At 35.8% G+C, this 24,909-nt stretch carries 23 protein-coding genes; 21 read left to right on the top strand and 2 right to left on the bottom strand.

Annotated elements, in window-relative coordinates; translation table 11 throughout:
- Positions 1–2,021: GW domain-containing glycosaminoglycan-binding protein (locus HCJ50_RS09480; protein WP_187127552.1), on the bottom strand; the 2,021-nt coding region annotated here is incomplete at its 3' end.
- A 305-nt stretch (positions 2,022–2,326) separates the two neighbouring features.
- Between HCJ50_RS09480 and HCJ50_RS09475 the strand changes: the two genes are divergently transcribed.
- From HCJ50_RS09475 to HCJ50_RS09390, 18 genes are all read left to right on the top strand, one after another.
- Positions 2,327–3,247: a diacylglycerol kinase gene (locus HCJ50_RS09475; RefSeq protein ID WP_185345808.1), complete on the top strand. Its 921-nt coding sequence runs from the start codon at positions 2,327–2,329 to the stop codon at positions 3,245–3,247.
- 168 nt (positions 3,248–3,415) lie between these two features.
- A complete protein-coding gene (fba, locus tag HCJ50_RS09470; protein ID WP_003724024.1) occupies positions 3,416–4,270 on the top strand; it encodes a class II fructose-1,6-bisphosphate aldolase in 855 nt (284 codons plus the stop codon).
- A gap of 322 nt (positions 4,271–4,592) precedes the next feature.
- Complete coding sequence (locus HCJ50_RS09465) at positions 4,593–5,876, top strand: glycosyltransferase family 4 protein (RefSeq protein WP_185345806.1); 1,284 nt, start codon at positions 4,593–4,595, stop codon at positions 5,874–5,876.
- Positions 5,869–6,894: a glycosyltransferase family 4 protein gene (locus tag HCJ50_RS09460; protein ID WP_185345804.1), complete on the top strand. Its 1,026-nt coding sequence runs from the start codon at positions 5,869–5,871 to the stop codon at positions 6,892–6,894. Before HCJ50_RS09465 ends, HCJ50_RS09460 begins: the two co-directional genes overlap by 8 nt.
- A gap of 6 nt (positions 6,895–6,900) precedes the next feature.
- The gene (locus tag HCJ50_RS09455) at positions 6,901–7,974 is read left to right on the top strand and encodes a lysylphosphatidylglycerol synthase transmembrane domain-containing protein (RefSeq protein WP_185345802.1); all 1,074 of its coding nucleotides are present in this window, start codon (positions 6,901–6,903) and stop codon (positions 7,972–7,974) included.
- Between the two features lie 116 nt (positions 7,975–8,090).
- Entirely contained in the window at positions 8,091–9,362 is a 1,272-nt protein-coding gene (locus tag HCJ50_RS09450) for a UDP-N-acetylglucosamine 1-carboxyvinyltransferase (protein ID WP_185345800.1), read from the top strand.
- A 101-nt stretch (positions 9,363–9,463) separates the two neighbouring features.
- Positions 9,464–10,735, top strand: coding sequence for a transcription termination factor Rho (gene rho / locus HCJ50_RS09445; protein ID WP_185345798.1), 1,272 nt, complete (start codon positions 9,464–9,466; stop codon positions 10,733–10,735).
- An 80-nt stretch (positions 10,736–10,815) separates the two neighbouring features.
- Positions 10,816–11,763: a glycosyltransferase family 2 protein gene (locus HCJ50_RS09440; RefSeq protein ID WP_185345796.1), complete on the top strand. Its 948-nt coding sequence runs from the start codon at positions 10,816–10,818 to the stop codon at positions 11,761–11,763.
- Positions 11,760–12,197, top strand: coding sequence for a cell wall teichoic acid glycosylation protein GtcA (gene gtcA, locus HCJ50_RS09435; RefSeq protein ID WP_185345794.1), 438 nt, complete (start codon positions 11,760–11,762; stop codon positions 12,195–12,197). The genes HCJ50_RS09440 and gtcA overlap by 4 nt, the downstream gene beginning before the upstream one ends.
- 15 nt (positions 12,198–12,212) lie before the next feature.
- A complete protein-coding gene (locus HCJ50_RS09430; RefSeq protein WP_185345792.1) occupies positions 12,213–13,706 on the top strand; it encodes a DUF6056 family protein in 1,494 nt (497 codons plus the stop codon).
- Between the two features lie 149 nt (positions 13,707–13,855).
- Complete coding sequence (locus tag HCJ50_RS09425; RefSeq protein WP_003720869.1) at positions 13,856–14,101, top strand: type B 50S ribosomal protein L31; 246 nt, start codon at positions 13,856–13,858, stop codon at positions 14,099–14,101.
- Positions 14,102–14,214: 113 nt separating this feature from the next.
- A complete protein-coding gene (locus HCJ50_RS09420) occupies positions 14,215–15,096 on the top strand; it encodes a LysR family transcriptional regulator (protein ID WP_185345790.1) in 882 nt (293 codons plus the stop codon).
- A gap of 102 nt (positions 15,097–15,198) precedes the next feature.
- The gene (locus HCJ50_RS09415; protein ID WP_185345788.1) at positions 15,199–15,729 is read left to right on the top strand and encodes a flavodoxin; all 531 of its coding nucleotides are present in this window, start codon (positions 15,199–15,201) and stop codon (positions 15,727–15,729) included.
- Entirely contained in the window at positions 15,726–16,139 is a 414-nt protein-coding gene (locus HCJ50_RS09410) for a cupin domain-containing protein (protein ID WP_185345786.1), read from the top strand. The genes HCJ50_RS09415 and HCJ50_RS09410 overlap by 4 nt, the downstream gene beginning before the upstream one ends.
- Before the next feature lie 17 nt (positions 16,140–16,156).
- Positions 16,157–16,480 (top strand): carboxymuconolactone decarboxylase family protein, encoded by a 324-nt coding sequence (locus HCJ50_RS09405; protein ID WP_185345784.1) that lies wholly within the window; start codon positions 16,157–16,159, stop codon positions 16,478–16,480.
- A 28-nt stretch (positions 16,481–16,508) separates the two neighbouring features.
- Positions 16,509–17,681, top strand: coding sequence for an MFS transporter (locus HCJ50_RS09400; protein WP_185345782.1), 1,173 nt, complete (start codon positions 16,509–16,511; stop codon positions 17,679–17,681).
- A 23-nt stretch (positions 17,682–17,704) separates the two neighbouring features.
- Entirely contained in the window at positions 17,705–18,142 is a 438-nt protein-coding gene (locus tag HCJ50_RS09395; protein ID WP_185345780.1) for a MerR family transcriptional regulator, read from the top strand.
- Positions 18,120–19,010, top strand: coding sequence for a MurR/RpiR family transcriptional regulator (locus HCJ50_RS09390; RefSeq protein ID WP_185345778.1), 891 nt, complete (start codon positions 18,120–18,122; stop codon positions 19,008–19,010). The genes HCJ50_RS09395 and HCJ50_RS09390 overlap by 23 nt, the downstream gene beginning before the upstream one ends.
- 29 nt (positions 19,011–19,039) lie before the next feature.
- Here the strand turns inward: HCJ50_RS09390 and HCJ50_RS09385 are convergent, their stop codons facing one another.
- Entirely contained in the window at positions 19,040–19,849 is an 810-nt protein-coding gene (locus HCJ50_RS09385; RefSeq protein ID WP_185345776.1) for an MBL fold metallo-hydrolase, read from the bottom strand.
- A 265-nt stretch (positions 19,850–20,114) separates the two neighbouring features.
- On the opposite strand from HCJ50_RS09385, the gene HCJ50_RS09380 reads away from it, so the two are divergent.
- The 3 genes from HCJ50_RS09380 (at position 20,115) to HCJ50_RS09370 (ending at position 24,909) form a co-directional block, all read left to right on the top strand.
- Entirely contained in the window at positions 20,115–21,974 is a 1,860-nt protein-coding gene (locus tag HCJ50_RS09380; RefSeq protein WP_187127551.1) for a beta-glucoside-specific PTS transporter subunit IIABC, read from the top strand.
- 15 nt (positions 21,975–21,989) lie between these two features.
- Positions 21,990–23,414: a 6-phospho-beta-glucosidase gene (locus tag HCJ50_RS09375; RefSeq protein WP_185345772.1), complete on the top strand. Its 1,425-nt coding sequence runs from the start codon at positions 21,990–21,992 to the stop codon at positions 23,412–23,414.
- 208 nt (positions 23,415–23,622) lie between these two features.
- Complete coding sequence (locus tag HCJ50_RS09370) at positions 23,623–24,909, top strand: homoserine dehydrogenase (RefSeq protein ID WP_185345770.1); 1,287 nt, start codon at positions 23,623–23,625, stop codon at positions 24,907–24,909.

The following is a 24,909-nucleotide window of genomic DNA, read 5'->3' as shown; positions in this document are numbered from 1 at the left end:
GTCTTCCCATCCACACTAAATTGATACCAAGTAGTGATCGGTGTCTTAGCTTCACGCAAGATGCGCATTTTTTTCCCTGAGTAAACAGATAATTGGTTTATGAGGTTGGCACCTTCCGTTTTATAAGGTTTTGTCCAAACTGCATTACCAGGTGCAGTTTTCACTCGGCTATAGGCAGTAACTGCCTTGTCGTATTCAATTGGATCAAAAGGATTAGTGGCAGTCAAGTTGGCTGCTTTTGTCCAACCAATGAAGGTAGAACCGTCTCTTAAACGATACCAAAGTTGTCCTTCGATAGTTGCTTGTTTATCAACTGCAAGTTTTTTAGTTTTATAGGTGTTTAAAGTAGTACGCTTAATTGGTGCATCTTCAACCGGTAAAGTGTAAAGAGCGGCAGCCGTTTTTTTCGGGTCAACGTACCGAGTTAGTGTAATTGGCTTTTCCATACTTTGTGTATAGAAAGTAGTTAATGCACGTGTATCTACCCAGCCAATGGTCTTCCCATCCACACTAAATTGATACCAAGTAGTGATCGGTGTCTTAGCTTCACGCAAGATGCGCATTTTTTTCCCGGAGTAAACAGATAATTGGTTTATGAGGCTGGCACCTTCCGTTTTATAAGGTTTTGTCCAAACTGCATTACCAGGTGCAGTTTTCACTCGGCTATAGGCAGTAACTGCCTTGTCGTATTCAATTGGATCAAAAGGATTAGTGGCAGTCAAGTTGGCTGCTTTTGTCCAACCAATGAAGGTAGAACCGTCTCTTAAACGATACCAAAGTTGTCCTTCGATAGTTGCTTGTTTATCAACTGCAAGTTTTTTAGTTTTATAGGTGTTTAAAGTAGTACGCTTAATTGGTGCATCTTCAACCGGTAAAGTGTAAAGAGCAGCAGCCGTTTTTTTCGGGTCAACGTACCGAGTTAGTGTAATTGGCTTTTCCATACTTTGTGTATAGAAAGTAGTTAGTGCACGTGTATCTACCCAGCCAATGGTCTTCCCATCCACACTAAATTGATACCAAGTAGTGATCGGTGTCTTAGCTTCACGCAAGATGCGCATTTTTTTCCCGGAGTAAACAGATAATTGGTTTACGAGGCTGGCACCTTCCGTTTTATAAGGTTTTGTCCAAACTGCATTACCAGGTGCAGTTTTCACTCGACTATAGGCAGTAACTGCCTTGTCGTATTCAATTGGATCGTATTTAACTGTTTGCATCGCTTTATACTTTTGATTTACTAAAGAAACAAAATCAGTGAAATTGTAGCCCCATTGATTGAAATAGCCGACAGGGTCTGTATGTGTCGTTCCACCAAGATAGCGAGTGACTGCATCATGTGACCAAACAGTACCTTTGCCATCTCCGTGAGCGTTATCCACAGGTAATTTATATTGATTTAAGAGATAGGCAGTATAGTATGCATAGTTATTTATAGAGCGAGCAAATTCATCAAATGTTTTCGAACGGACCAGTTCTACTTGAATAAAGCGAGCATTAGCATATTGACCGGCACCCCATACCCCATTTTGAGTGGGATGAATTTGAATGATACGGGATTTGTCCACAAATGCATGGACGAAAGCGTTGTTATAATTACTACTCATATAACTAATTTCACCTGTAATCGTGGATGAATTATTGGCAGTTTCATGTATAACAATTCCCTCTGGTTTTCCATACCCATTACGATAGTTGAATTTAGGGAATTGGCTTTTTAGTTGCTTTTCTATTGATGCAGTAGAGAACTTATTTGTTGTAATATAGGAATTAACGTTAGGATAACCTGATGTAGCACGAAGCAAAGGGACTTCCTTTAATACGGTAATAGTCTCATCTTCAAAGCCATCATGTTCCTCTGTAGCAGTTCCGTCTCTAACTCCTTTTGGAATATAAACGGATTGATCATCCGCTTTTTGTACCGTGTCAATGGAAGAAGCACTTGCTTTTTCTGCAATTGTGGTTGCGGAAACACCCACAATAGCAAGACTTGCAAATACGACCGCTGACTTTACTAATTTTTTCAAAGTTCTAATCCTCTCCTAACTACATTACTTTTTAAAAAATAATCTATATTAATTATGACAATAGGTTAAGATGGAGTCAATGGAAATTGGCAACAATGAACCTATTTGCATATAATTTGTCACAGAATAGTAATAAAATTTCTATTTCACATTGAAAAAGGAAATTTGAAAACAATAAATATGTGTTTGGTAGTGGGTAAAAAGGCCTCATTTTACTGATAAGGTTTGTTATAGTCAAACAAGTTGACATCCCTAAAGCAAAATAGGAAACTTAACTCTATAAATAGGAAAGAGGGAGCGGCAATTTGCAAAAGAGAGCGATGATAATATATAATCCGGCAGCTGGAAAGAATAAGTTTAGAAAATTACTTCCGGATGCAGAACAAATTTTAACAAATGCAGATTTTGATGTAACATTAGTTCCGTCTACAAAAGCGCCAAAGAGTACTAAAAAAATTGCTAAACAAGCGGCAGAAGAAGAGTATGATGTAGTGATAGCAGCAGGTGGAGATGGGACAGTAAATGAAGTGGTTAATGGATTAATGCAAGTGACTAATCCACCAAAACTAGGTATTTTACCAGTAGGAACGACAAATGATTACGCAAGAGCACTTAATTTTGCGAAGGATCCACTAGAAGCACTTCATATTATCGCAAAACAAGAGACCGTTCGAGTAGATATTGGAAAAGCAAATGAAACCGAATTTTTTATTAATAATGCAGCAGGTGGGAAAATTACAGAAATAACTTATGCAGTGAAAGAATCAATGAAATCAAAATGGGGTAGGCTTGCATATCTTTTTAGTGGTCTTAGGATATTACCTAAACTATCGCCAGTAGATGTAGAAATTAGTTATAATGATCAATTATTTCAGGGCGAAATTTTACTGTTTTTTGTTAATAAATCAAATTCAGTTGGCGGGATGGAAACGCTTTGTCCACCAGCCCAACTAAATAGTGGTATGTTTGAACTTTTAATTCTAAAAAAAGTGTCGCCGCAGAAGTTATTTCAATTATTTGCTTCAATAAAAAAAGGTACTCATTTGGAAAGCGAACATGTAATTCATGCACGTACCAATAAAGTGGAAATTAGAAGTATGGCGGACTTAAACATTAGTTATGATGGAGTCTATGGTGGAAAAGCCCCGTATACATTAGAGGTTATTCCAGAAGCCTTAGAAATATTTGCAGATAAATCAAGAATAATAAATCGTCTTAGAGGCTAAAGCGTTTTCACGATATTTTTTTCTTGTTTATATGGTAAATTCATCACAAATCTGTTATCATATACTTTGTTAGGGGAAAATAGCTGCCACTATTTTTCACGGCGGAAATTCAAATCTAGGGGAAATCAAAAATGGTTTTCCTAAATTCCTGAGGGAGGAAATTGTATTATGCCTATCGTTAACATGACAGACATGCTGAAAAAAGCATTAGCTGGGAAATATGCTGTTGGCCAATTCAACATCAACAACCTTGAATGGACACAAGCTATTTTGAAAGCTGCAGAAGCAGAAAAAGCACCAGTAATTTTAGGAGTTTCTGAGGGAGCTGCTAAATACATGGGAGGATTTAAAACAGTTGTAAAAATGACTGAAGGACTTGTAGAAGACCTGAAAATCACTGTACCTGTTGCAATTCACCTTGATCATGGTTCAAGCTTTGATTCTTGTAAAGCGGCTATCGATGCAGGATTTTCTTCTGTAATGATCGACGGCTCTCACCACCCAATCGACGAAAATATTGCAATGACTAAACAAGTTGTTGATTATGCGCATGCAAAAGGCGTATCTGTAGAAGCTGAAATTGGTACTGTTGGTGGGGATGAAGACGGAGTAACTGGTGGAATCAACTATGCTGATCCACAAGAATGCTTACGTGTTGTTAAAGAAGCTAACATTGATGCACTTGCTGCAGCATTAGGTTCTGTTCACGGTCCTTATCACGGCGAACCTGTACTTGGTTTTGACGAAATGAAAGAAATCTCTGAACTTACAGGTGCTCCACTTGTACTTCACGGTGGTTCTGGAATTCCGGAACACCAAATTAAAAAAGCAATTGAACTAGGTCACAGCAAAATCAACGTTAACACTGAATGCCAAATCGTTTGGACTGCAGCTGTTCGCGAAAAATTAGCTACTGATGATAAAGTTTATGATCCACGTAAAGTAATCGGTCCTGGTGTGGATGCGATTATCAAAACAGTTACAGAAAAAATTCAAGAGTTTGGTTCTAACGGTAAAGCGTAAAACTGAATTTATGATGATATAAAAATAACTGGCAAAATTCACTTGTTGATTTTGCCAGTTATTTTTATATGGTGATAAAGCATTTATATAGAAGGAAATTAATTATCGTTATTTTAATGAATATGTTATGATAGCAATAGCCTTTATATAGAACGGACTCAAAGTCTAAAATTCCCGATTAAAAATCATGCTACAGGCGCATGTTTTATCATACAAAATGAGTCATAATGTAATTAGTCATGTAATACGAAAGAATAGAATTATGTTATAATAATATACTAAATAATAAATGAACAAACGAGGAAGAGAGTAGGCGATAGTAATGAATATAGGGATTTTCACGGATACCTACAGTCCGCAGATTAGCGGTGTAGCTACGTCAATCATGATTATGGAAAACGAACTAAGAAAACAAGGGCACACTGTATATATTTTTACAACAACTGATCCTAACGCCGATCGAGAAAGTGAAGAGGGACGTGTTTTTCGTTTGCCTAGTATTCCTTTTGTCTTTTTTCCGGAACGTCGTGTAGCTGTAGCTGGGATGAATAAATTTATTAAATTAGTGGGACGCTTAAATTTAGATATTATTCATACGCACACTGAATTTTCTCTAGGACTTTTAGGTAAGCGCATTGCTAAAAAATATCATATTCCTTCCGTCCACACCTATCACACTATGTATGTAGATTACCTGCACTATATTGCAAAAGGGAAAATAATTACACCTTCTATGGTTGGCAAAATGACTAAATCTTTTTGTGATAGTTATGACGCAATAATCACCCCAACAGCGAAAGTAAAACACCATCTTGAAGAACAAGGGATTCATAAATTAATGTATACCATTCCAACTGGCACAGATATTTCTTCTTTTGCACCAGCAGAAAAGCAACAAATAACAGATTTAAAAAAATCACTTGGAATTGGTGTAGACGATGCGGTTATCCTTTCTTTAGGGCGAATTGCTCAGGAGAAAAATATTGATGCAATCATTATTGCGATGCCAGAAGTACTTTTGGAAGAACCGAATGCTAAATTGGTTATTATTGGTGACGGTCCTGTTCGCAAAGAGCTAGAAAAAATAGTAGAATATAAGAATTTAGAACCACATGTTATTTTTACTGGTGCAGTAGAATGGGAAAATATTAGTTTATACTATCAGTTAGGCGACCTGTTTGTAAGTGCTTCAACAACTGAAACACAAGGACTAACTTATGCAGAGGCAATGGCGGCTTCATTACCAGTAGTTGCAAAACGTGATGAAAGCATTGAGGGATTCTTAACAGACCGGGAAACTGCCTTTTTATTTGATGAAGATTATGAATTAGCAGGCTTATTAGTCCAAATTTTATCAGATAAAAATACTGCAACTCATGTAGCTACAAATGGACGAGTGAAGGTAGAATCGATTTCTGCGGATCAATTCGGTCTTAACGTGGAAGCTACATACAATGAAGTTCGCGAAATCTACCGTGCAAAGCGAAAAAATGGCTCCATTAAAGTAAAACCAACATTAATCAAAAGTAAAATAGCTTCCCAAGTATTTTCGCTTTCATCTTCTACACAAGTTCACAGAAAAGAGAGGTCTTCGCGACGTGATTAAGTTGACAATGCTATCTTCAGCGGAAAAAGTCAAGGGTCAAGGTGTAGCGTCAGCATACCGCGAACTTGTGAATTTGCTAGAAGAAAGATATACAAATGAAATTGATATGCAGATTAATAGTTTTAGGGAATCGGATATCACACATTACCATACTGTTGATTTCCGTTTTTTTCTTTCTACTTTTTTTAAGAAAAAACGCGGTGTTTGTGTTGGTTATGTCCACTTTTTACCTGAAACAATGGAAGGTAGTTTAAAATTACCTTGGATTGCACGAGTGGTTTTTTATAAATATTTAATTAGCTTTTATAAGCGGATGGATGAAATTGTTGTAGTAAATCCATCATTTATTCCTAAATTAACTGCATATAACATTCCAGAAGAAAAAATCCACTACATTCCAAATTTTGTTTCTAAAAAAACTTTTTTTCCAATTTCTCAAGCGGAAAAAAATGTCGCTCGAGAAAAATATGGAATTACAGAAGATAAATTCACGGTTATCGGAATTGGTCAGGTTCAGCATCGAAAAGGAGTGCTTGATTTTATTGAAGTAGCTAAACAACTTCCAGAAGTGCAATTTGTCTGGGCAGGTGGCTTTTCATTTGGGAAAATCACTTCTGGTTATGAAGAGCTAAAGAGAATTTATGATAATCCGCCTGACAATGTGAAATTTATTGGAATTGTGGACCGTTCAGAGATGAATGCTTGTATTAATATGGCAGATATTTTCTTTATGCCATCTTATAATGAGCTTTTTCCAATGGCGATTTTAGAAGCAATGAGTTCTAATGTCCCCGTTTTACTCCGGAATTTAGATTTATATGAGGAGATTTTAGATGGTTATTATGTAAAAGAAGCTGATAATCAGGGTTTTATTCAGGCAATTCAGCGTTTAAAAACAGACGAAAATTATTATAATGAAATGCTAGAAAAGGCGAAAAAAGGTGCCGCATATTATTCAGAAGATCGACTAGCTGAGATATGGTACTCGTTTTATCAAAAGTTATACACAAAGGAGTGATGAGTAATGAGTGGAGGCATTAAAAAAAATCTTTTTAATATTGCTATTGTACTTACAATTAGTATTGGATTTATTATTTGGCAATTCAAAGATGTAGATGTCTCTACATTCTTCGCTTCTATGTTAAAAGTAAATCCTTGGTGGCTTGTTGCTGCATTTGGTGCAATGTTTTTATATTGGTTTTTGGAAGCCGTTGTTTTACAAACAGCATCGAAACCAGCGAATAAGGATCAGCGCTTTTTTTCCTCTTTTCGGATTACAATGATTGGTCAGTTTTTTAATACAATTACTCCAATGGCTACTGGTGGGCAACCAGCGCAACTTGTTATGCTAACAAAGCAAGGTATGGATGCTGGGCGTGGCAGTTCCGTCTTATTAGTAAAATTTATTATTTATCAGGCAATGGTGGTACTTAATTTTTTAGTTATTTTATTGTTTGGGATACATTATTTAATGACTGGTGTAACACAATTAAAATTTTTAGTGCTACTTGGCTTTTCTGTACATGTATTTGTTATTGCTTGTTTAATATTAGTTGGTAGAAGTCAAAAATTCACAACAAAACTAGTGCATATTTTGCTTACACCAGCCAAATTATTTATGAAAAAAGAAAAAATAACTAATTTGAGGAATATGCTAGATCAAAAAATTATTACTTTCCATGAAGAAAGTAGTCGAATTGGAAAAGACTGGAAATTAATTATCCGTTGTTGTTTATATACCACTTTACAGCTGTGGATTTATTTTTCTATTCCGTTTTTTATTTTACATGCAATTGGAGTAACTGGTGTTGGATTATATATGGCTATTACTTATCATGCCTTTATTATTATGTTTGCGACTGTAATGCCAACTCCTGGTGGTGCGGGTGGTGCCGAATATACTTTTACATTATTATTTGGAATGCTACTAGGTCCGGCCAAATTACTCATGGCACTCGTGCTGTGGCGGATAATTACTTACTATAGTTGTATCATATTTGGTGCAGGAGCTTTGTTAATTAAAGATACGACCTCTAAAAAAATCAAACCGCGAATGGAAGCACTTGCTAAAGCGCCGGCAAAAAATATTACACAATAATAGAAGCTCGGAACGATTTTGTTCCTAGCTTTTTTTAAAGAAAGAATCTTGCAAAGTAAAACAAATTAATGGATAATGATAAAGTATTATAAGCTTCAAGAAAGAAGGGTACATTTGTGACGGAAAAATTAGTTATTCGAGGCGGCAAAAAATTAGCTGGCACCTTACAAGTAGATGGGGCGAAAAATAGTGCCGTTGCGTTGATTCCAGCTGCAATTTTAGCGGAATCGGAAGTGGTTTTAGAAGGGTTACCAGATATTTCTGATGTATATACACTTTATGATATTTTAGAAGAACTTGGTGGTAAGGTTCAATTTGATAAAAAAACAGCTGTTATAGATCCAACAGATATGATTTCGATGCCATTACCAACAGGAAATGTAAAAAAATTGCGTGCTTCTTATTATTTGATGGGAGCAATGCTAGGACGATTTAAAAAAGCTGTTATTGGGCTTCCGGGAGGCTGCTATCTTGGTCCGCGTCCAATTGATCAACATATTAAAGGTTTTGAAGCACTTGGCGCGAAAGTAACCAATGAACAAGGCGCTATTTATTTGCGTGCTGATGAACTTATTGGGGCACGGATATATTTAGACGTAGTGAGCGTTGGAGCTACCATTAATATTATGCTTGCAGCTGTTCGAGCAAAAGGGAAAACAGTGATTGAAAATGCGGCAAAAGAACCTGAGATTATTGATGTTGCTACGCTTTTAACTAATATGGGTGCTATTATTAAAGGGGCAGGAACGGATACAATTCGAATTACAGGTGTAGAACATCTTCATGGTTGCCATCATACAATTATCCCAGACAGAATCGAGGCGGGAACTTTTATGGTACTTGCAGCGGCTTCTGGAAAAGGAATACGAATCGAAAATATTATCCCGGCACATTTAGAGGGTATCATTGCGAAACTGTCAGAAATGGGCATTTCAATGGATATTGAGGAAGATGCAATTTTTGTTGGTGAGGTAGAAAAAGTAAAAAAAATAGATATTAAAACATATGCTTATCCTGGTTTTCCAACGGATCTACAGCAACCACTAACTGCACTTTTAACAAGAGCAGAAGGTAGTAGTGTAGTAACTGATACGATTTATCCAAGTCGTTTTAAACATATAGCTGAACTTGAACGTATGGGCGGGAAATTCAAACTAGAGGGTAGGTCAGCTGTTGTTAGTGGCCCGGCGAAACTACAAGGATCTAAAGTTACGGCAACAGATTTACGTGCTGGTGCGGCGCTTGTTATTGCAGGACTTTTAGCAGAAGGTCAAACGGAAATTCATGGTGTAGAACATATTGAACGTGGTTATAGTAAAATCATCGAAAAACTTACTGCAATTGGTGCTGATATTACTCGTAGCACTACTGCAGAAACAAATATTTAAAAATTAGAGACTGAACGAAACATTTCGTTTCAGTCTTCCCCCTGTTTGCCTCTCCATTACTTATTTCCAAAAAATTATTAACTTAAAAAGGTGGTACATATATGGCCAAACTGTCCATTGCTTATTTAGAAAGTTTAACAATTAAAGATATTTACTCCCTCGCAAAAGAACACAAAATTGCCTATTATAGTAAGCTTACAAAAAGAGAACTTATTTTTGCATTATTAAAATCCAATGCTGAAAAAGAAGGCTTCTTCTTTATGGAAGGTGTTTTAGAAATCATTCCAAATGAGGGTTTTGGATTTTTACGACCAATTAATTACTCTTCAAGCACAGAAGACATCTATATTTCGGCTTCTCAAATTAGACGTTTTGAACTTAGAACGGGGGATAAAGTTTCTGGAAAAGTCCGCCCACCAAAAGAAAATGAACGTTATTTTGGATTATTGCATGTTGAAGCAGTCAATGGAGAAAACCCGGAAGTTGCCAAAGAAAGAGTGCATTTTCCAGGATTAACACCACTTTATCCAGATCGACAAATTCACTTAGAAACTGGTAAAACGCCTATTTCAACAAGAACAATTGATTTAATAGCACCAATTGGTTTTGGTCAACGGGGCTTAATTGTTGCCCCACCAAAAGCAGGTAAAACGGTATTATTAAAAGAAATTGCTAATGCTATAACGACCAATCATCCGGATTCAGAGCTGATTGTACTACTGATAGATGAGCGGCCAGAAGAAGTTACAGATATAGAGCGTTCGGTAAAAGCAGATGTGGCAAGTTCAACTTTTGATGAAGTGCCAGAAAATCATATTAAAGTTGCTGAACTAGTATTAGAACGTGCGATGCGTCTAGTAGAACAAAAACGTGATGTTATTATTTTAATGGATAGTATTACGAGATTAGCAAGAGCTTATAATTTAGTTATTCCTCCAAGTGGGCGAACGCTTTCAGGTGGGATTGATCCAGCAGCTTTCCATCGACCAAAACGATTCTTCGGTGCAGCGCGTAATATTGAAGAAGGTGGCAGTTTGACAATCCTTGCTACAGCACTTGTTGATACAGGCTCGCGAATGGACGATGTAATTTATGAGGAATTTAAAGGGACAGGAAATATGGAATTACATTTAGATCGCCAACTTGCAGAACGTCGCGTCTTTCCAGCGATTGATATGCGTCGCTCGGGAACAAGAAAAGAAGAATTGCTACTTTCCAAAGAGCGTCTAGAACAACTTTGGAAAATTAGAAAAACAATGCCAAAACAAAGCGATGGACTTGATATTTCCGAGCGTTTCGTCCGCTACCTGAAAAAAACAGCAAATAATGAAGCGTTTTATGAATTATTGCAAGAAGAGATGTTTAAAAAATAAAATATATCTGTACTTTTCTTACTAGTTTTGATAATATCTGTTTTAGAGTGATGAGTGAAATATAAAGAAGGAGAAAGATAATGAAATTAATTACTATATCTGTCCCTGCTTATAATGAACAAGAATCTGTAGTTGCATTATATGAGGCCATCGTGAATGTTATGGATGTCATTAAAGACAAGTATACATTCGAATTATTATTTATTAATGATGGAAGCAAAGACGAAACTTTAGAAATTATAAAAAATCTCCATAACATGGATAACCGAGTAGGCTTTGTAGATTTATCAAGAAATTATGGGAAAGAAATAGCTATGGCAGCTGGTTTTGATTATGCCAAAGGAGATGCAGTAATCACAATGGACGCCGATTTACAACATCCTCCAGAATTAATCATACAAATGATTGAACTTTGGGAACTAGGATATGAAGATGTTTATGCTAGACGGAATAAACGTCATGGTGAAAGCTGGTTAAAAAAAGCAACTTCTAAGTATTATTATAAAACTTTACAAAAAGTTACAAAAACCCCTGTTCTTCCAGATACAGGTGATTTTCGCTTGCTTGATAGACGATGTGTTGATGCTATAAAAAAATTAAGAGAAACGCAACGGTATACAAAGGGGCTATACAATTGGATTGGATTCAAAAAGGTAGAGGTTGCTTTTGATGCTGCACCAAGGCTTGCTGGTGAAACAAAATGGAATTATCGCTCGTTGATTAATTTGGCACTCGAAGGAATTACATCTTATACGACTTTACCGCTAAGACTATCCACTGTAGCAGGCTTTGCAATATCGATTGGGACATTCATTTATTTGATATTTATACTAATTAAAACACTAATTATGGGATCTGATGCTAGTGGATTTCCAACATTAATGATAACCATACTGTTTTTAGGTGGAATCCAATTGACAAGTATTGGAATTATCGGGGAGTATTTAGGAAGAATTTTTAATGAAGTGAAGAAACGCCCGCTTTATTTTGTGGAAGAATACAACGGAGAGAAAGAAGATGTCAAATGATTAGAATAAGACAATTGTTAAATAAATTACCTTGGTATACAGATGAAGTGCATAGCATTTTGATGTATTTAATTATGGGTGGATTTACAACGCTTATTAATATTGTAGTTTTCTGGTTGTGTACTTCGGCCTTAAATTGGGATTATCGAATTGCTAATACAATCGCATGGTTAGCATCAGTTTTGTTTGCCTATTTTTCGAATAAGAAATACGTTTTTGAAAGTTATACGCCAACATGGAAAGATAAGACAAGAGAAATTTCTTCTTTTTTTGGCTTTAGATTTCTAACGTATATTGTTGATTTCTTAGTAATGATTCTATTGATTAGTGGGCTACATATCGATGAATTATGGGCTAAAATATGGACAAATGTAATTGTATTAGTTTTAAACTATATTTTTAGTAAATGGATTATTTTTAAAGTACGAAAATAAAAGGATGGTGCATTGATGATAGGCCGTATAAAAAAAGACGGATTTAAACTGGGGATTTTCAGCTTTATTATTTTTTTGTTTTACTTGTATTTATCTTATTGTACTCCGTTAACGCATGATGACTGGTCATGGGGAATGCAAATTGGTATGAATAGGTTTTATGATGGTTTTAAAGATTATAATGGACGATATTTTGGTAATATTTGTGAGTTAATTATTACTAGAATCGATTGGTTCCGATTTTTAATTATGGGTGTTTTTGGTGCCGCAATTGTAGTATTACCACTTTTGATTGCAAAAACTGCAAAATTAACTATCGCTTTTCTTAGCTTATTTTTAATGCTTGGAGTTTCTAGTGACATGTTTTCTTCCACATTTGCTTGGGCAGCTGGTTTTGCTAATTATAATACTGCGACCATTTGTATATTAGTATACTTATTAATTGTGAAAAATGTTTTTTATGATAAGAGACCTAGTTATTCTGTTTGGTTAGTCATATTTGCAGTTCCACTTGGTATTGCTTCTCAGCTATTTGTAGAGCATGCAACAATATATAATGTTTTTGCAGGCGGATTTATAATAATTTATAGTTTTATTAAATTTAGAAAGATTTTTTATTTTCATGTAGTTTACTTTATTTCAGCGCTTATAGGAGCAGCTATTATGTTTTCCAATGGTGCGTATATGAAAATATTTACTGGAGCAGATACGTATCGAACAATTGATACCGAAATGGGCTTTTTTGAAAAAATATATTCTATTTTTTCTACAAGTATGTATAAGTTTTTAATCATGAACAATGTGTTATTAAATTTCGTCTTAGCTATTTTTTGTATTTTTTTATTAGTTAAAATTGGAACTAATTTGCCTGGATGGAAAATTTGGGTTAAAAATATTTTTATTATTATACTAACAGGTTATCCTTTTTATCAGCCAGTTGTTGTTAATAGAATGCAATTAAGTATCTTTACGGATGTAACAAAGAATTCACAACTCGAAGCTTGGATGTCATTACTATTCTATCTAACTATCTTGTTTACAATCTTATTATTTTTTAATAGAAGTTCATTAAAGGTGGAGTTAAGCTTTTATCTAATATCGGCTGTATTTGTCGCTGGTCCACTTTTCTTTGTAACACCTTTTGGATCCAGGTGCTTTATAATTTCTTATGCATTATTTGTATTATTTATAGTACGATTGCTTGTTTATCTTGTGGATGAAGGCTTTGTGAATTTAAAAGTTATCAATATTCCAATTATCACGATTGCCATTTGTTTTGCGCTTTCTTATATCGTTTTATTTACACAAATAAAGACTTCGGATAATGCAAGAATGGACAGTATATACCAGCAAATTGATGATGGTAAAAAAGTTGTTACAGTTAAACCGCTTAGAAACGAAAAGTTCTTATGGAATAGCAGATTGACCATTCCAAGTTTCCAAGCAGACAATTTTAAAATTTACTTTGATTTACCAAAAGACATTGAACTAAAAAATGCTCCAGAATGATGAGAGATTTTAATTTAAGCAAAATAATTTTAATAAGACAAAAATATAATCTTGCTTGTTTGTGTTAACATTGTTATAATATTTATACTGTGTGTAAAAGCACTTATTACTCTGTTTCAGATGATTCAGGGCGAAGGAGTTGAAAAGAAATGAAAACTGGAATTCATCCTGAGTACCGTCAAGTGGTATTTGTTGATACTAGTACTGATTTCAAATTTTTGTCAGGTTCTACTAAGAGCTCAAGCGAAACAATTAAATGGGAAGATGGCAACGAGTATCCGTTACTACGTGTCGAAATCTCTTCTGATTCGCATCCGTTCTATACTGGTAAACAAAAACATGCTACAGCAGACGGACGTGTGGACCGCTTCAACAAAAAATACGGTCTCAAATAAGCGAAAACGTTTTAGAGGATATCCTAATGGGTATTCTCTTTTTCTTTTTCTAGGACAATTTGTGTATAATGGAATAATGAGGTTTGGAAATATGAAGGAGGCTAGGAGAGTTAGTGGAGATTAGAATGTTGAAATATTTTCTTACAGTAGCAGAGGAACAAAATATTACGCAAGCAGCAAAAAAACTTCATATTACACAACCAACATTAAGTAGACAAATTAGAGACTTTGAAGTAAATTTACAAACAGCTTTATTTGTACGAAAAAATAAAAAACTTTATTTAACTGAGCCGGGCTTGTTTTTAAAGAAACGTGCTGAAGAGATTTTAGAGTTAGATGAAAAAACGGAACAAGAATTTGCTAAATATCAAAATGCACTTTTGAAAGGACAAATTTCAATTGGATGTGTGGAGGCAAGTAATTCCCAATTTTTGGCTGAAATGCTAGAAGAAATGATTGCTGACCACCCTCAAGTAACATTCAATATTTATAGTGGGACGAGTAATGATATTAAGGAGAGGCTTGACAAAGGATTATTAGATATTGCTCTTTTGATAGAACCGGTTTTGGCGGATAATTATCATAAACTAGTTTTACCAGATAAAGAAATTTGGGGATTACTCGTATCTACTGAATACTTTTTGACAAACCAACAACACGTTTCAGCAAAGGAAATATTAGGTGTACCGTTGATCTGGTCCGGTCGGAAAGAGATTCAAAATATGCTTTGTTCATGGGGGGGATTCGTGGAGGAAGATTTGAATGTTGTCGGTAAATATAATTTGATTTTTAATGTTATTTCATTGGTTGAAAATAAAGTCGGCGCTGCTTTTGCAATCAGAGGAGCAATCGATAACCGCAAAAACAATACTAAATTTCTTCCGCTAACACCAAAATTAGAAACGAATTGTGTGCTGATCTGGAAAAAAGAAACGATACTCAGCGATACGGTTTTAACGTTTATTCAAAAGATGGAAAATGCTTTAAAGGCATGAAAGTAAGCTTAATAAGTATTGGACGATAGTTAGGGAAAGCTGTAACATAAACTTGTAAGGGAACTCTTTAAGTTTATGTTATAGCTTTTTTTGAGGTGGAAAATGACTATTATACTTTATTTTTCTAGGAAAGATGAAAATTTTGTGGATGGCGAGATTAAAACGCTGTCGAGTGGGAATACCGAGATTGTAGCAGAAAAGATTGGTCAGAAGATAGGTGCTCCTAGTTTTGAAATTGTCCCAAAAGTGGCTTATCCGTATGACTATCAGGAAGTTGTAAAACTTGCCCAGAAAGAAAAAACGGAGGGTATTAAACCACTGTACCAAACACTCAATATCCATTTAGATCATGTCGCAAATATTTTCCTAGGGTTTCCTAATTGGTTTGGTTCAATGCCACAAATAGTTGCTCATTTCTTAGAAAAAACAGATTTAGCAGGAAAGAATATTTATCCTTTTTGTACACATGAAGGCAGTGCTTTTGGTTTTAGTCTAATGGAGTTAAGAGAAATCTGTCCAGATTCAAACATACAATTAGGATTGCCAGTAAGAGGGTCAAGAGTGGGCAAGGCAGATGAGGCGATAGCAAATTGGCTCGCGGAATACAAAATGAATGGAGGTAAATTAAAATGACAAAATTTGAAGAAGTAAAAGATGGTGTGATTTTTCCAAGTGGAGAGAAAAATGAGGCTTTTGCACAATTTTTTATTGGACAAAGTTATTTGAAATCCTTGGTAGCGGATTCTGCTATTAATGTAGGCGTTGGTAATGTGACATTTGAGCCGGGGTGTCGAAATAATTGGCATATTCACCATGAGGGTTTTCAAATTTTATTAGTGACTGGCGGGGAAGGCTGGTATCAAGAAGAAGGAGAAGTAGCACAATTTTTACAAGCAGGGGATGTTATCGTAACTCATGATGGTGTGAAACATTGGCACGGCGCAACGGAAGATAGCTGGTTCGAACATATTGCTATTACAGCTGGAAGACCTGAGTGGTTAGAGTCTGTTTCGGATGACGTTTACTTATCACTTGAAAAATAAGAAAGAAGGATGAAAAAATGAAAAAACAAACAGCAGGTAGAAATAATTTAGGTGAATTTGCTCCTCAATTTGCGGCATTAAATGATGATGTATTGTTTGGAGAAGTATGGGCACGTGAAGCAGAATTATCCCCTAGAGATCGGAGTTTAATTACAGTCTCTAGCCTAGTAACTCAAGGAGTACCGCAACTAGAAGCTCATTTGAAAATCGCAAAAGAAAATGGCGTAACGAAAGAAGAAATTGTGGCATTAATTACTCACCTTGCTTTCTATACAGGATGGCCAAAAGCATGGTCAGCTTTTAATTTAGCAAAAGATATTTTTAGTGAAGAGGCAAAATAAGTAGAACTACTTGAATGAAGGAGCTAACATGAAGTTTTTTTCGATGAAATTAATGGCATTATTATCAGTAGCGTTAATGGTTAACTCTGCACCAGCTATTTCTGCTAATATACCAGCAATTACGGAGAGCTTTAGTGGGATAAATCCTGTATATGTAGGGCTTTTAACGACTATACCTTCGTTGTTTTTAATAGTGGGTGTTTTTTTTACAAATGTAGTGGAATTCTTTTTAGGAAGAAAATATACCATTTTGCTAGGTTTAGTTATTGTTGGTGTTTTTGGAACTTTGCCAGCGTGGTATCAAGGCAGTTTTCTCGTACTATTTCTTTCAAGGTGTTTGCTAGGCCTTGGAATTGGTCTGTTTAATCGTCTCTTAATTCAAATGATTAGTAGCTTATATCAAAGTGAGATCGGGAAAAAAGCAAAAGCCCTAGGATTAGAAAGTGCATGTGAAGGTCTTGGTGGCATCATCATGACCATTAGCGCGGGTCAGTTAATACGGATAAGCTGGACAAGTTCTTTTTGGGTGTATGGTTTTGCTGTGGTAAGCCTGCTTTTTGTTGCGATTTTTATTCCAAATCAACGAGTGCAACCTATAAGTGATAACGAGGAGGCTGAATCAAGAAATCCCATCTCGAAAGAACGAAAAATAAGGTCTATTATTTTAGGCTGTATTTTATTCTGTATCGTACTTTTGTTTATTAATTATAATTTACAGATTACGCCATTACTAATCGAACAAGGCATAGGGGATGCAACAAATGGGAGTAATATGATTGCAGCAATTGGGGCTGGAGCTTTTATCGCGGGAAATCTATTCGGTAGAACTTATACATATTTGAAAAAGTGGTTACTACCTATTGCTACTTTTACAGCTGGATTGAGTATTTTTTTCACGAATAATTCTAATTCGATTTTATTTACTTTATTTTGCTCGTTAGTGTTGGGATTTGCCTTTCGTAATATTATGCCTTATTTTATGCATATACTTACTACTGGCGGAGAGCAAACAGCTAAATTTGGAGCAACAATTGTTTTAGTAGCTTATAATTTAGGGGCAACACTGGCTCCCTATGGTTCGCGGCTCATATCTGTCATTACTGGTAGTACAAACGCAGGGAGTCAAATCATAGTTATGGGTGTACTTTTATGTGCAATTAGTTTAATTACAGTTATCTTTCATAAATATATGACGGTATAGAAAAGTGCTTAGGAGGAACTAAAATGAATATTTCAGAAGTAGCTTCTCGTCAAAATATCACTCCAGCAACATTAAGATATTATGAACAGCAAGGATTAATCACTCCAATTAAGCGAACAACTGCGGGTGTGAGAGATTATTCCAACGAAGATTTGAAGTGGATTGAATTTATTAAATGTATGCGTAATTCGGGTTTATCTATTGATGCACTTGCAAGGTATACGGAACTTTTTCAAAAAGGGGATATGACACTAAAAGAACGTAAAGAAATCCTTGTGCTTGAATACGAAAAGTTACTTAAAAAGCAAGCGCAAATAAATGAAACAGTAGCCAAATTAGCTTATAAAATAAACAATTATGAAGTGAAGATAAATCACTCTGAAATAATCAATACGGCTGTTCAGAAAACTACTAATTATGCCGGGAGTGTGGAAGATAATGTATCTTTTTCAAAAAATTGAAGAAGCGGACTTTAAGCCACTAGATGCACGACGGACAATTGCGGAGTTTCTTTTGGCTAACAGAGAGAAACTACCTAAATATACAATGGAAGAAGTGGCTAAATTAACGCATACTTCTAAACCGACACTTGTACGTTTTGCTAAATACTTTGAATACTCGGGATGGAAAGAATTTATCTTTGCTTTTACTCATGAAGTGGCTCAGTTTGCAGGGAATCACTTTGACATTGATACGAATATTCCTTTTGGTAATCAGGCAGATACGCTAGAAATTATTGAAAATATTGCTAATTTACGCATCCAGACTATTAAAGAAACGGCATCATTAATGTCACTTTCTGATATCAATCAAGCTGCTCAAATTATCAATCGAGCAAATACAACAATTATTTATGGGAGAAGCCCTAATTCATACTTTGCTGAACTTTTTAAACGAAATTTAAATGCCATTCATAAAAAAGCTTTTTTTGCAGATGAAGCGGAATCGGGCCTTATCTCACACACTTTAACAAAGCAAGATTGCGCTGTGATTATTTCATATTCTGGAAACAATTCCACCTCCTATCCGATGAAAAACTTAAAAATTCTTCTTGCAAATCAAGTGCCAATCATTAGTATTACTAGTGGTGGAAAGAATTATTTGCGTGACTATTCAACAATTAGTTTAAATATAACAAGCAGGGAAAAGTTATATTCCAAAATCGCTAATTTTTCTACGGAAGAATCTATCCAGTTTATATTAAATGTTCTATATTCGAAATTGTTCGCGTTAAATTACGATGAAAATATGGAAATGAAAATTGAGAATTCTAGGATGCTTGAAGCTTTAAGAATGACAACTTTTAAAGATATTTCTGAGGAGCTTTAGAAAAAACGAACTAGCTAGTATTAATTAGGCTAGTTCGTTTTTTTGGTTAGTATAATAGGTTCGCCAGCTGCTAATAGTTGAATTCGATCAGGGTTAATAACTTTATCAAATAAGTCGGCGGGATCTGCGTTAAAGACATTCATATCAGGAGCATCAACTGTTCCCCAATGTGAAAGGATTAAATCAGCCTGAGGATATGTATTTGCAAGTTTTACAGCATTAGCAAAGCCGATATGCCATTCATTGTCTGAGAAATCAAAAAGAATTGCATCTGGAGGTGTCATTTCAAGTTGTTCTTGTAGCAAACGGGAATCGCCAGGAATCCACAAAGTACCATCTGGCGTGTCAATCCAGTAGCCACAATAGTCTTCTATTTTAAAGGTATGCTCAAACTTCGTTGTTGCATTTTGCCACAAATGGTCAGCTTTTGTTAAAGAAATTGTCAGATTGTTGATTTTAAAAGTGTCATAAATCTTATGGCCATTTGCATCAATTTGCAACTGTTCACGCATTAAACGAGCGACGTACTCTGGCCCATGAAACGAGCTAGTCACTGGAATTAATTTTTTGAGTGTTGGCAAACTGTAATGGTCGTTATCGGAGTGAGTGATTAAAATAGCGTCCAAATGAGGGATGTCTTCTGGAGGTATAGGCATATCAATCAGAAGGGGAATATCAAAACCTTCCAAAACGGGATCAATTAAGATATTTGTTGTACCACTATTTAATAAAACACCTGAATTCCCAAGCCAACGAATAACTGTTGTTGTTTCATTTTGAAAAGCTTCTTGTTGAAAAAATTTGGTGTTAGGTGGAATTGCTTGCTTCTTCTTTGTCATTTAGTTCAGTCCCTTCAATCGTTATTCTGTTAAAAAGATTATAACAGTTAAAGCCCACTTTAAGTCAAGTCGACAGAAAAAATGGTTCCTTATAGTTGAAATTAATTTTACAAAAAAAGCTATTTTAAAAAATAAGATGAAATCCGTTTCTTATTTAATAAAAACTATTGGAACCGTTATCAATTCATGGTAAATTGCTTTTCAGAGAGAGCTTATGTTTTACCGGTAAGAGCATAATCTCGTTAAACTTATAGGAGTGGTTTATATGAGCAAAAAATATGAACAATTGGCAAAAGATATTATTCAACAATTAGGTGGAAAAGAAAATATAACAGAAGCGTATCACTGTCAAACAAGATTACGTTTTAAACTAGCAAATGAGACGAAGCTACAAAAAAAGCAGTTACAAGAATTAGATGGCGTTACTAAATATATTAATAACGCAGGTGTCCATCAAGTAGTAATAGGCACACATGTAAAAGATGTTTTTGAGGAGATTGAAAAAAATATCGACACAAGCACAAAAAAATCGACTGACAATGGTTCAGAGAAGAAAAAACCGGTTGCGGCAGCGATTGATTTTGTATCTGGAGTGTTTCAACCAATTATTCCAGCTTTATCTGGAGCAGGGATGGTTAAAGCAGTACTTGCCTTATTAGTAGTTTGCAAGGTTATAACGACAGATTCGCAAACGTATTATATGTTAAATCTCTTTGCAGATGGGGTCTTCTTCTTTCTGCCGATGATGTTAGCATTTACTGTTGCACAGAAATTAAGATGTAATCCTATTCTGGCGGCATCCGTGGCGGCGATGTTGATGCACCCAAGCTGGGGAGCACTTGTTGCAGCAGGAGATCCTGTGAAGTTTTTTGATTTAATTCCTTTCACATTAGCAACCTACACGGGTTCCGTTATTCCAATTTTGATTATCATTTTCTGTCAATCATATGTGGAAAAATTCTTAAATCGAATTATTCCTAAATCCGTTGAGCTAGTGTTTGTGCCAATGCTTACGTTTCTTATTATGGGAACTTTAGCATTTTCAGTACTAGGACCAATTGGTAACATTTTGGGTGGCTATTTAGCATCATTCTTTATCTTCCTAAGTGTCAATGCTAGTTGGTTGCCAGCAGTATTAATTGGTGGATTACTGCCAATTATGGTTATGTTTGGCTTACATAATGGTATTGCGCCATTAGGTGTTATCCAAATGGCTGATATTGGCTATGACAGTATTTTTGGACCAGGTGCACTTGTTTCCAATATAGCTCAAGCAACAGCAGCATTAGTAGTTGCTTTCCGGACGAAAAATAAAAAAATGAAACAATTAGCTGTTTCAGGATCAATCACTGCGTATATGGGAATTACAGAGCCGACATTGTACGGAGTCAATTTGCCTAAAAAATACCCTTTAATAGCCGCTATGATTGGTGGTGCAGCAGGTGGGTTATATGCTGGTTTAACACATACACATCGGTTTGCAACGGGATCATCTGGTTTACCTGCCATTTTGTTATATATCGGTGACGACACGTTGAAGTTTTTTTGGAATATCACCATAGCATTAATCATTTCAGCAAGTGTTACAGCGATTATAACGTATATTTTAAGTTTCAAATTTGAGAAGGAAGAAGAAAATCAAATTCCAGAAATGAAATCTGTCATTTTGGAAAATACAACGATTAGTAGTCCAGTTCCAGGAAAAGTGGTTCCATTAAGTCAAGTGGAAGATGAGGCTTTTGCATCCGAGGCATTAGGAAAAGGATTTGCCGTTGAACCAACAATTGGTGAAGTTTATGCACCGTTTGACGGGAAAGTTGTAGCAATTTTTCCAACCAAGCATGCTATTGGGCTTGTATCAGATAATGGGTTAGAGATTTTAATTCATGTTGGCTTAAATACAGTTGAATTAAATGGTCAATATTTTGAAACAGTAATTGAGGTAGAACAGCAGGTGACCAAAAATCAATTATTACTGACATTTGATATGGAAAAGATTAAAGCGGCAGGGTATGTTACACAAGTACCGATAGTGGTAACAAATACACCACAATATTCATCAATAGAAATGATTGCAGAAGGAAATGTGGATAAAGAAACAGCAATTCTAGCAGTCAATGTATAAGGAGTGGGTTGAAAAATGGCATTAAATGAAAAATTTTTATGGGGTGGGGCGACCGCGGCTAACCAAGCGGAAGGAGGAGTTCTAGAAGGAGGAAGAGGTTTATCTAATGTGGACCTTCTTCCGACTGGAGAGGACCGAAAGAAAGTAGCTTCTGGGGACCTAGAAATGTTGGAATGGAAGGAAGGCTACTATTATCCAGCTAAAGAAGCAGTGGATATGTACCATCGATATATGGAGGATATTCAGTTGTTTGCTGAGATGGGATTTAAAGTCTATCGAATGTCCCTTTCTTGGTCACGTATTTTTCCAAATGGGGATGATGCGGAGCCAAATGAAGCGGGTCTTGCTTTTTATGAAAGTATTTTTAAAGAGTTAAAAAAGCATCACATTGAGCCGCTCGTGACAATTGCTCATTTTGATGTGCCAGTGGGGTTAATTAAGCGCTATGGAGGATGGAAAAATCGACAATTAATAGATTTTTACGTTCATTATGCTGAAACTGTTTTAAAGCGGTACCGAGGTTTAGTAAAATATTGGCTTACAATCAATGAAATTAATGTTTTGCTCCATCAACCTTTTGTAGGCGGAGGAATTGTTTTTGAAGAAACGGACAATAAACAAGAAATTAAGTATCAGGCAGCACACCACCAATTAGTGGCAAGTGCACTAGTTACAAAAGCCGCTCATGAGGTAGATACGCAAAATATGGTAGGGTGCATGTTGGCTGGTGGAAGTCATTATCCATACACTTGTCGACCAGAAGATTATCAGGAAGCAATTAATCGTGACCGAGAGGGGTATTTCTTTATCGATGTTCAAGCTCGTGGCAAATATCCTAACTATGCCTTGAAAAAATTTGAACGAGAAGCACTAAATATCCAAATGGCAGAAACGGACGAAGCAACTCTCGCCGCTTCACCAGTAGATTTCGTCACTTTTTCTTATTATTGTTCACGAACTGTCAGCGCGCATCCAGAAGACTACGCAGAAGCAACCGGAAATCTCTTTCCATCGATTAAAAATGAATATCTTCCCTCCACCGAATGGGGCTGGCAAATTGATGCGCTTGGTTTAAGAAATTCTTTAAATCAACTGTATGATCGTTATCAAAAGCCATTATTTATTGTCGAAAATGGGTTAGGAGCGAAAGACACGCCAGATGAAAATGGATACGTGGAAGATGATTATCGGATTGATTATCTAAGAGAGCATATTCAAGCATTTAAAGATGCTGTGGAAATAGATGGCGTAGAGCTACTTGGCTATACAACTTGGGGATGCATCGACCTAGTTGCGGCAAGTACTGGTCAAATGAGCAAGCGCTATGGCTTTATCTATGTGGATAGAGATGATGAAGGCAACGGAACTTTAGCTCGCTCAAAAAAGAAATCATTTGATTGGTATAAAAAAGTAATTGCCTCTAATGGCGAATATTTATAGAAATATAAGTGGGATATTACTTTCCTATGTCACAAGGGATACACGACTTTTGTTGTGTGTCCTTTTTTATATAGTTTAAAAAACTTTCTGTTCAGGGTTTACTTTTCCCTGTGAAGTTGCGTATAATATCACTAATTACTTTTTTATGAGTAGGTAATAAAAAAGTTAAATTTTCTGTTTAGTTAAACAATAATAAGGAGGTTTTCAAGTGGAAGCAAAGTTACAAGTAGGTGTGTTAGGTTTTGGAACGGTAGGAAGTGGTGTTATTCATATTTTAGAAGAACATCAAGAAAAAATTAGTCAAGTAACTGGTTATCGAATTTCTGTAAAGAAAGTGCTAGTTCGCGACTTAGAGAAAAATCGCCGTTACGAAACAAAAGGTTTTGAACTAACCACCAATCCGTCTGATATACTGGATGATCCAGAAATTGCTGTTGTTGTCGAGGTTATGGGCAGCATCACAACTGCGCGGGAATACATTTTGCAGGCCTTGAAAGCCGGAAAACATGTAGTAACTGCGAACAAAGATTTAATTGCGCTACATGGTGACGAATTAGTTGCAGTTGCACAAGCTAATAATTGTGATTTATTTTATGAAGCAAGTGTTGCTGGCGGGATTCCAATTTTACGTACTATTGTAAACAGTCTAGCAGCAGATAAAATTCAAAAAGTAATGGGCATTGTCAACGGGACAACGAATTTTATGCTAACAAAAATGACGACAGAGAAAAAGTCATATGAAGAAGTTTTAGCAGAAGCTCAAGCATTAGGTTTTGCAGAATCTGATCCGACGAATGATGTGGATGGCATTGATGCAGCGAGGAAAATGGTTATTATGACTCGTTTAGCATTTGGAATGAATGTAGATTTAGATAATGTGGAAACAAACGGCATCCGTGGAATTTCCCCTGAAGATATTGAAGTAGCTTATCAATTAGGCTACAAAATCAAGCTAGTTGGTACAGCTGAAGAAACAAATGGTATGGTCAATGTGAATGTTGGTCCAGTATTATTACCAAAAGCGCATCCTCTTGCGGGCGTAAACTATGAAAACAATGCAGTATTCGTTACAGGAGCTGCTGTTGGAGAAACTATGTTTTATGGTCCTGGAGCTGGCGAATTACCAACTGCAACTAGTGTAGTCAGTGACTTAATCACTGTTGCTAAAAATAGTCGTCTGGGTACGAATGGAAATGCCTTCAATAGTTACAAACACGAAACAAAACATACACCAAAAGAACAAGTTTTTTCTAAATATTATCTTCGTCTAACAATGGATGATAAAACAGGGACATTCTTGAAATTAACTCAAATTTTTGCAGAAGCTGGCGTTGGCTTCGATAAAATTTTACAGCAACCATATAATGATTTTACAGCAACTGTTGTTATCGTCACGCATTCAACTAGCCAAGCGCAATTAGAACAAGCAATTGCTAGGGTGAAAAACGAGCCGGAAATGCAAATGCTCGCAAAATATTCCGTCGTGGAGGGGTAA

It is taken from the genome of Listeria immobilis (assembly GCF_014322765.1).
GTDB classification, from domain to species: Bacteria; Bacillota; Bacilli; order Lactobacillales; family Listeriaceae; genus Listeria; species Listeria immobilis.
This window is presented reverse-complemented; position numbering and strand designations above follow the sequence as displayed.

Coding starts and splice junctions, on each gene's coding strand:
- HCJ50_RS09395 (WP_185345780.1), top strand. CDS start 17,705: ATGAATATTTCAGAAGTAGCTTCTCGTCAAAATATCACTCCAGCAACA.
- HCJ50_RS09410 (WP_185345786.1), top strand. CDS start 15,726: ATGACAAAATTTGAAGAAGTAAAAGATGGTGTGATTTTTCCAAGTGGA.
- HCJ50_RS09380 (WP_187127551.1), top strand. CDS start 20,115: ATGAGCAAAAAATATGAACAATTGGCAAAAGATATTATTCAACAATTA.
- rho (WP_185345798.1), top strand. CDS start 9,464: ATGGCCAAACTGTCCATTGCTTATTTAGAAAGTTTAACAATTAAAGAT.
- HCJ50_RS09440 (WP_185345796.1), top strand. CDS start 10,816: ATGAAATTAATTACTATATCTGTCCCTGCTTATAATGAACAAGAATCT.
- HCJ50_RS09455 (WP_185345802.1), top strand. CDS start 6,901: ATGAGTGGAGGCATTAAAAAAAATCTTTTTAATATTGCTATTGTACTT.
- HCJ50_RS09415 (WP_185345788.1), top strand. CDS start 15,199: ATGACTATTATACTTTATTTTTCTAGGAAAGATGAAAATTTTGTGGAT.
- HCJ50_RS09430 (WP_185345792.1), top strand. CDS start 12,213: ATGATAGGCCGTATAAAAAAAGACGGATTTAAACTGGGGATTTTCAGC.
- HCJ50_RS09375 (WP_185345772.1), top strand. CDS start 21,990: ATGGCATTAAATGAAAAATTTTTATGGGGTGGGGCGACCGCGGCTAAC.
- HCJ50_RS09400 (WP_185345782.1), top strand. CDS start 16,509: ATGAAGTTTTTTTCGATGAAATTAATGGCATTATTATCAGTAGCGTTA.
- HCJ50_RS09465 (WP_185345806.1), top strand. CDS start 4,593: ATGAATATAGGGATTTTCACGGATACCTACAGTCCGCAGATTAGCGGT.
- HCJ50_RS09405 (WP_185345784.1), top strand. CDS start 16,157: ATGAAAAAACAAACAGCAGGTAGAAATAATTTAGGTGAATTTGCTCCT.
- HCJ50_RS09385 (WP_185345776.1), bottom strand. CDS start 19,849: ATGACAAAGAAGAAGCAAGCAATTCCACCTAACACCAAATTTTTTCAA.
- gtcA (WP_185345794.1), top strand. CDS start 11,760: ATGATTAGAATAAGACAATTGTTAAATAAATTACCTTGGTATACAGAT.
- HCJ50_RS09390 (WP_185345778.1), top strand. CDS start 18,120: ATGTATCTTTTTCAAAAAATTGAAGAAGCGGACTTTAAGCCACTAGAT.
- HCJ50_RS09425 (WP_003720869.1), top strand. CDS start 13,856: ATGAAAACTGGAATTCATCCTGAGTACCGTCAAGTGGTATTTGTTGAT.
- fba (WP_003724024.1), top strand. CDS start 3,416: ATGCCTATCGTTAACATGACAGACATGCTGAAAAAAGCATTAGCTGGG.